Source organism: Amycolatopsis kentuckyensis (genome assembly GCF_041679295.1).
Classification (GTDB): Bacteria; Actinomycetota; Actinomycetes; order Mycobacteriales; family Pseudonocardiaceae; genus Amycolatopsis; species Amycolatopsis kentuckyensis_A.
In genome coordinates this window covers 190,842-198,094 of sequence record NZ_JBGDMD010000008.1, presented here as the reverse complement: position 1 = coordinate 198,094, position 7,253 = coordinate 190,842, and the positions used below count along the sequence as shown (strand labels likewise).

Below are 7,253 nucleotides of genomic sequence, written 5' to 3'. Positions count from 1 at the left end.
ACCGCCCCAGGGGGCGATCAGACTTCGGCGAGCAACCCCAGCGAGCACAGCGAGCCCGCCAGCAGCTCCATGTCGTAGCGGGTGTCCTCGACGTCGGTCTCCCACAGCGCCGCCAGGACGGCGCTTGCGCGGTCGACGTCGCCGTTGTGCTGCTTCAGCGCGATCCACATCGCCGCCGCCACGGGCTCGCAGTCGACCTGGCGGCTGGTGCCGCGGCAGGTCAGGCGCAGGTGGCCGTTGGGGAGCATCCGCTGGGTGACACCGGGAACGGTCTGGATCGCCATCATGACTACCTCCGGGGGCGGGTCGTTTTCCTCGATGTACCCAGTTTCGCGGATCGGGACCCGCCGAACCATGGGGTCGGCACCTGAACACCGGCTGGGGTTTCCCCCACCCCTGCCGCTGCCCGGATCAGGGGGTTGCGCGGGCACCCCAGTCGCGCAGCCGGGCCGCGACGACCGCCAGGACGCCGTCGAGCTGGGCGTTCAGGTAGAAGTGGCCGCCGGGGTACACCTCGACCCCGCAGCCGCCGGTCGTGTGGGCTCGCCAGGCGTCGGCCTCGGCGAGCTCGGTGACCGGGTCGTCGTCGCCCACCAGGACCTGGATCGGGCACGCCAGCTCGGTGCCGGGCCGGTGCCGGTAGGTCTCGACGGCGGTGTAGTCGCCGCGGACCGCGGGCAGCACCATGCGCAGCAGCTCGTCGTCGCCCAGCACGGCGCTGTCGGTGCCGCTGAGCTCCTTCAACGCGGCGATGAGGCCGTCGTCGTCGCGCTGGTGGACGTACTCGATCCGCTGCTGGGACGGCGCCCGGCAGGCCGAAGCGAACAGCCCCAGCGGCTGGGCGCCGCGCGCCTCGAGCCGGCGGGCGACCTCGTAGCCGAGCGTCGCGCCCATGCTGTGCCCGAAGAGCGCGACGGGCCGGTCGAACCAGGGGCCGAGGTCGTCGGCGATGGCGTCGGCCATGGCCCCGACGTCGTCGAAGCACCGTTCGCCGAGCCGGTCCTGCCGCCCGGGGTACTGCACGGCAACGACATCGGCATCGAGGCCGGCTTGCGCGGCCGCACGCGAGAACGGGAAGTAGGCGGTGGCCGAACCACCCGCGTGCGGCAGGCAGACGAGCCGCACGGCGGCGTCATCGGCCGCGTGGAAGCGCCGGATCCACCGGCTCGTTCTTTCGTTTACGGCAGTCATGGTTCCCGAAGTTTTGGGGGCTTTCCCGGTCGTGGCAACCCCTATGACGGCCACCCGAGATCAACCGACCACACCCCCCGCGAAACTGTGTCCGATTCACTCCGTTGGGTGACTTTAGATCGCTGTTGGCCCTGCTTAGGCGCCTGCTGCGAACGTCGTCAGGGCAGGAAGACAACCGCCTGCTTCGAGGAGCTTGCGATGGGCGTGATCTGGGGGCAGAACCGCCGAGACAATCCGCATGGGGCCTTGGCTTTTCTCGAGGACCTGCTGATCGAATGCGACACCGGCGTCGGCGAAACGGTGCTGGTCGGCGGAGGCCCGGCCAGCGGGAAGACACACCTGCAGCACCAGCTGGTGGTGCGGGCCAAGGAACTCGGCATCGTGACGCTGACCGCGACCGGTGCCGCCGACGAACGCGACGTGGACGGCGGGGTGCTCGACCAGCTGCTCGCCAGCCCGCTGCTGCCGTCGTCGCTGACCGAGCTGCCGGCCGCCGACTCCGTCGACGACCGGATCGCCGGGCTGTGCGGCGCACTGCACCGGCTGGCCCGCGAACGCGCGGTGCTGGTGGCCGTCGACGACCTCCACCACGTGGACGAGACCTCCGCGCGGCTCCTGCTGCGCCTGCAACGCCGGACCCCCTCCGCCGCGCTGCTGCTGGTCCTCAACCACGCCGACGGGTCCTACGCCGACCTGCCGTTCACCTCGCTGCCGCACCGGCACGTCGAGCTGACGCCGATGTCGGTCCAGGCCATCGCCGAACTCGTGCAGGGCGACGGGCTGCCCGAGCGGATCCACGAGCTGAGCGCCGGGAACCCGCTGCTGGTCCGGGCCCTGATCGACGCCCACCGCGGCAGCGCGGACACCGGTTCGGCCTACTCCGAAGCCGTGCAACGGCTGCTGCACCGCTACGGCTCGCCGCTGCGGGAGGTGGCGACCGCGATCGCGGTGCTGGACAGCGACGTCACGACCGAGGCCGTCGCCATCGTCGCCGGCGTCGACCCCCTGGAAGCCGAGGCGTCCACCGGGCGGCTGGCCGACGCGGGTCTCGTCGCCGGCGTCCGGTTCCGGCCGCTCGCCGCCGCCGCGGTGCTGGGCGGGCTGCGCGGGCCCGAGAAAGTCCGGCTGCACGTGCGGGCCGCCGAGGTGAAGCACGCTCGCGGGCTGAGCCCCGCCGACGTCGCGCGGCACCTCGTCGCCGCCGGGGAGGCGCAGCCCGACTGGGCGCTTCCGGTGCTGGTCGCGGCGGCGGAGCAGGTGATGCTCGGTGACGACATCGAGTTCGCCACCCGCTGCCTGAAGCTCGCCGACTCCGTCTCGACGGCGACCTGGGAGCGGCAGACCATCTCCCAGCTGCTGGCCAAGATCACCTGGCGCGTCAACCCGGCCGCCGCGGCGCCGCACCTGAAGTCGTTGCGCGAGGCCGGTTCGCTGGACCGGTCCGACCGGATCGGGCTCGCCCGGCAGTCGCTGTGGCTCGGCGACCGGGACACCTTCGAGCACGCGTTCGCCGCGCTCGAGCACGACGTCGAGCCGCTCGACCCGCGCACCTCGGCCGAGCTGGTCCTGGCCGGGTACTGGCACTACGGCGTTTCGACGACGACGGCCGAAGCGGGCGATCCCTGGCTGCAGACGGCGAACACGCTGGCCGCGATGTGGCGGACCGGCGGCACCGAGGCGACTTCGGCGTGCGCGGAACGGATCCTGCAGAACTGCCGGCTGTCCGACACCTCGCTGGAGGCGCTCGCCACGGCGATCCTCGCGCTGGCCCACGACGACAAGGGCGACCGCGCCGAGGGCTGGTGCACGTCTCTCAGTGAGGAAGCCGAATACCGCGGCGCGATCACGTGGAAGGCGATGCTCGACGCGATCCTCGCGAGCCTGCGGCTGCGCCGGGGCGACGTCGGGGGTGCCGTCGAGCTGGCGACGCGGGCGCTGGGCATGCTGGACGCGCCGAACTGGGGCGTCGCGATCGCTCACCCGCTGGGCACCTTGCTGATCGCGCACACCGCGGCCGGGGCGTTCAAGGACGCGGCGGCGGTGCTTCGGCACCCGCTGCCGGACGCGGTGTGGGGCACCCTCGGCGGCGTCCGCTACCTGCGGGCCCGCGCGCAGTTCCACCTGGCGACCAACCGCGGCCTCGCGGCCGTGAGCGATCTGCAGCAGTGCCGGCGGATCCTGCGCGAGCAGGACCTGGAGCTGCCGACGATCCTGCCGTGGCAGGCCGACCTCGCGGAAGCGAACCTGGGCCTGGGCAACACGGCGCTGGCCGTCGAACTGGCCAAGCAGCAGCTGGCCGGCGCCGGCCCGGCCGACGCGTATTCCCGCGGTCTCGCGCTGCGGATCCTGGCGCTCGCCGGGGACGCGGCGGCGCGGCCGGGGCTGCTGAACCGGGCGGCGGAGAGCTTCAAGGCGTCGGGTGACCGGCTGGAGCTGGCGAAGACGATGCGCACGATCAACCAGCTGAGCCAGCGCGCGGAACGCGGCGGCAGCCTGGTGAAGGCGGTGCACGTGCCCCGGCAGGGCCGCGCCCGGCCGCCGTCAGCGCCCCGGCCGGTCCCACGCCCGGAGCCGGCCGCGGCCTCGGCGTCGGCGTCGGTGCTGAGCGAGGCGGAGCTGAGGGTGGCGGAACTGGCCGTGGAGGGCCGCACGAACCGCCAGATCGCGGCGACGCTGTACATCACCGTCAGCACGGTGGAGCAGCACCTGACGCGGGTCTACCGCAAGCTGGGGGTCGCCGGCCGCGCCGCGCTGGCGGGCGAGTTCGACGGCGCCGAGGGCGGACAGTGAACGCGTTGCTCACCGACACCGAGCTGAAGGTCGCCGAGCTGGCCGCGGACGCGACGGGCATCGACGCGATCGCGGAGAAACTGGGGATCGCGGCGGCGGACGCGGCCGGGCTGCTGGAGACGGTGTACCGCAAGCTCGGCCCGGCGAAGCACCGCTGAAACGACGTGAATGACTCATTCCTGTCGCCAGGCGACAGGAATGAGTCATTCACTACATCGGGACCGGGTCAGGAACCGCGGCGGTCGGCGACGACGGCCGAGATGATGTCGTCCAGCGTCCGCGTGGGCGAGAACCCGATCTGCTGGTTCGCCCGCGTGCAGTCCGGGATCCGGCGCTGCATGTCCTCGTACCCGTCGCCGTAGGCCTCCTCGTACGGGACCTTCGCGATCGTGCTCGTCGAGCCGGTCGCCGCGATCACGCGCTCGGCGAGCTGGGCGATCGTCGTCTGCTCGGTGCTGCCGAGGTTGAACACCTTGCCGTACGCCGTTTCGTCGGACAGCAGGGCCACCAGCGCCGGCACGACGTCGTGGACGTGGCAGAAGCAGCGCGTCTGCTGGCCGTCGCCGAACACCGTGATCGGCTCGCCCGCCAAGGCCTGCTTCACGAACCGCGGGATGACCATGCCGTAGCGGCCGGTCTGGCGCGGGCCGACCGTGTTGAACGGCCGGACGATCACCGTGCGCAGGCCGTGCTCCACCGCGTACAGGTACGCGAACGTCTCGTCCAGCGCCTTCGCCTCGGCGTAGGACCAGCGGTTCTTCAGCGGCGAGCCGATGATCCGGTCGGCGTCCTCGGTGAGGCCGTCGGCCGTGTTCTTGCCGTAGATCTCGCTGGTCGAGGCGACCAGGATCGGGACGTCGTGCTGCAGCGCCGCGTCCAGCATGGTCTCGGTGCCGTGCAGGTTGGTGCGGAGGCTCTCCATCGTCTTGTCGAGGATGGTGAAGACGCCGACCGCGGCCGCGAGGTGGAAGATCGCGTCGATCCCCGCCATGCACGCCTCGACGGCCGAGGGGTCGGTGACCGAGCCGCGCACGAAGCGGAAGCCCGGGTTGTCCCGGAAGCCGGCGAGGTTGTCGAGCGTGCCGGTGCTGAGGTTGTCGAGCGCGACGACCTCGTGGCCGCGCTCCAGGAGGTGCTCGGTCAGGTGGGAGCCGATGAAGCCGGCACCGCCGGTGATGAGGTAACGCACGTCGGATTTCCTCTCAGTTCGCGAAAAGCGCGGGGTCGAAACGGTAGGTGGCGTCGATGACGAGCTGGACGTCCCCGAGCCAGTCGTAGCCGTGGCCGGGCTGGACGGTGTGGATCAGCGCGACGTCCCAGTCACCGGCCTCCGGCTCGGCGACGCTGTCCAGCTGCCCGCCGGTGACGCGGATGGTCGGCACGAGCGGGTCGTGGTAGCCGACCTTCGCGCCCCGCGCCGCCAGCAGGTCGATGATGTCCAAAGCCGACGATGACCGGACGTCCTGGACACCGGGCTTGTACGTCACGCCGACCACCAGCACGCGGGTGCCGCCCAAACCCTTGCCGTCCCGGGAAAGCGTGGCCGCGATCCGATCGACGACCTGCTTGGGCCGTTCGGCGATGGCGTGCATGGCCTGCGTGACGAGCGGCGCGTTGTGCTGCGTCGCGCGCAGCTGCCAGAGCAGGTAGTGCGGGTCGCACGGGATGCAGTGGCCGCCGACGCCGGGGCCGGGGTGGAACGCCATGAAACCGTACGGCTTGCTCGCCGCCGCGTCGATCACCTCGATCGGGTCGATCGCGAAGCCGTCGCTGATCTCCGCGAACTCGTTGGCCAGCGCGATGTTCACCGCGCGGAAGGTGTTCTCGTACAGCTTGGTCAGCTCGGCGGCCTCGGCCGAGCTGACGCAGTGCACGGCCGGCGTCAGCAGGTTGATCACGCGCTGCGCCATCGCGGTGCACGTCGGCGTCACGCCGCCGAGCACGCGCGGGGTCTCCTGCTGCGTGTGCGTCACGTTGCCGGGGTCGATGCGCTCCGGGCTGGACGCGACGAAGATGTCCCGCCCGATCTTGAACCCCTTGGCGACCAACGGCTTCACCAGCAGCCGCCCGGACGTGCCGACGTAGCTGGTGGAGGTGAGGATCAGCGTCTGCCCGGGCCGTGCGTGCTTGACGAGCGCCGCGCAGGCGCTCTCCAGCGGGCCCAGATCGGGCATCAGGTACTCGTCGAGCCCGGTCGGGACGCACACCAGCACCGCGTCGGCCTCGGCCATCCGGGCCGAGTCGGCGGTGAGCCGGAAGTCCTCCTGGTGCACGGCCTTCTCCAGCCGGCGGTGGTCGGCCTCGATCAGGTCGACCTCGCCGGAGCGGATCGCGTCGAGGCGGTTCTGCGAGAGGTCGATGCCGATCACCTCGACACCGCTCTCGTGCAGGCCGAGCGCGGTCGGGAGGCCGACGTACCCCATCCCGATCACCGCGACCGAGGTCAGCTCGTTGCGCTCGGCGATGGTTTCGAATTCGGCGACAGTACTCGTCATTGCGGTTCACCCGTTTCTTGCACGGTGGAATGGGACGCAGGTCAGTGCACGACCCGGACGATTTCGAAGGCCTCGGCGAGGCCGGTGGAGATCTGCGAACCGCGGTACTCCGCCAGTGCGCGGACACCCCGCTCGCTGCGGGGGTGCGGCCACGGCTCGAGTTCCTTGCCGTACGCGCGCAGGGCTTCGATCTTGCGGTCGACGTGCGAGTCCTCGAGGCGCTGCCAGCAGTTGGGGCGGAAGGTGACCGGCAGCCCGGACGCCTCGCCGACGTCGGTGGCGGAGCGGATCTCGAAGGTCCGCACCTCCTGCACGCTGCCCTTGCCCGGCCGGCCCGCCACCCGGGCGGCCCGGCTGACCAGCGCGTGGTCGGTGCTCAGGTCGCACATGCTGGTGGTGAGGATCGTGTCGGGCTCGAAGTCGCGGACCTCGTTCTCCACCATCCGGTTCAGCTCGAGGTGGCTGACGGTGTCGAGGCGGTTGTCCCCGAACTCGTGGATGCGCACGCGTTCGATGCCGAGCGTCTTGGCGGCCAGCTCGATCGCGGCGGTGCGGTTGACGACCCCGGCGCCGTCCGGCGACCGCGAGCCGTCGTCGTTGGTGAGGATGCAGAGCGAGACCGACACGCCTTCGTCGGCGAGCCGGGCGATGGTGCCGCCCGCGCCGAGCGTCTCGTCGTCGCCGTGCGCTCCCACGACCAGCAGTTTGCGAATTTTCCTGTGCATACCGGATCCCCAGTCTTTGCTGAATGGAAGTGCCGTCGCACGGCAACACGAG

General features: G+C 71.4%; 7 protein-coding genes. 2 read left to right on the top strand and 5 right to left on the bottom strand.

Annotated elements, in window-relative coordinates; translation table 11 throughout:
- Positions 1–17: 17 nt before the first annotated feature.
- Both ACERZO_RS32955 and ACERZO_RS32950 read right to left on the bottom strand, forming a co-directional pair.
- Positions 18–287, bottom strand: coding sequence for a hypothetical protein (locus tag ACERZO_RS32955; RefSeq protein ID WP_372669295.1), 270 nt, complete (start codon positions 285–287; stop codon positions 18–20).
- Between the two features lie 124 nt (positions 288–411).
- The gene (locus ACERZO_RS32950; protein WP_372669293.1) at positions 412–1,191 is read right to left on the bottom strand and encodes a thioesterase II family protein; all 780 of its coding nucleotides are present in this window, start codon (positions 1,189–1,191) and stop codon (positions 412–414) included.
- A gap of 198 nt (positions 1,192–1,389) precedes the next feature.
- Here ACERZO_RS32950 and ACERZO_RS32945 point away from each other — a divergent pair, with 198 nt between their 5' ends.
- Both ACERZO_RS32945 and ACERZO_RS32940 read left to right on the top strand, forming a co-directional pair.
- A complete protein-coding gene (locus tag ACERZO_RS32945) occupies positions 1,390–3,981 on the top strand; it encodes a LuxR C-terminal-related transcriptional regulator (protein WP_372669291.1) in 2,592 nt (863 codons plus the stop codon).
- Positions 3,978–4,139, top strand: a complete 162-nt coding sequence (locus ACERZO_RS32940) for a hypothetical protein (protein WP_372669289.1) — start codon at positions 3,978–3,980, stop codon at positions 4,137–4,139. Before ACERZO_RS32945 ends, ACERZO_RS32940 begins: the two co-directional genes overlap by 4 nt.
- Before the next feature lie 68 nt (positions 4,140–4,207).
- Here the strand turns inward: ACERZO_RS32940 and ACERZO_RS32935 are convergent, their stop codons facing one another.
- From ACERZO_RS32935 to ACERZO_RS32925, 3 genes are read right to left on the bottom strand one after another with little or no spacing between them, the layout of a single operon-like run.
- Complete coding sequence (locus ACERZO_RS32935; RefSeq protein WP_372669287.1) at positions 4,208–5,170, bottom strand: NAD-dependent epimerase/dehydratase family protein; 963 nt, start codon at positions 5,168–5,170, stop codon at positions 4,208–4,210.
- Positions 5,171–5,183: 13 nt separating this feature from the next.
- Complete coding sequence (locus ACERZO_RS32930) at positions 5,184–6,476, bottom strand: nucleotide sugar dehydrogenase (protein WP_372669285.1); 1,293 nt, start codon at positions 6,474–6,476, stop codon at positions 5,184–5,186.
- 41 nt (positions 6,477–6,517) lie between these two features.
- Positions 6,518–7,201, bottom strand: coding sequence for a PIG-L deacetylase family protein (locus tag ACERZO_RS32925; protein ID WP_372669283.1), 684 nt, complete (start codon positions 7,199–7,201; stop codon positions 6,518–6,520).
- Positions 7,202–7,253 lie beyond the last annotated feature (52 nt).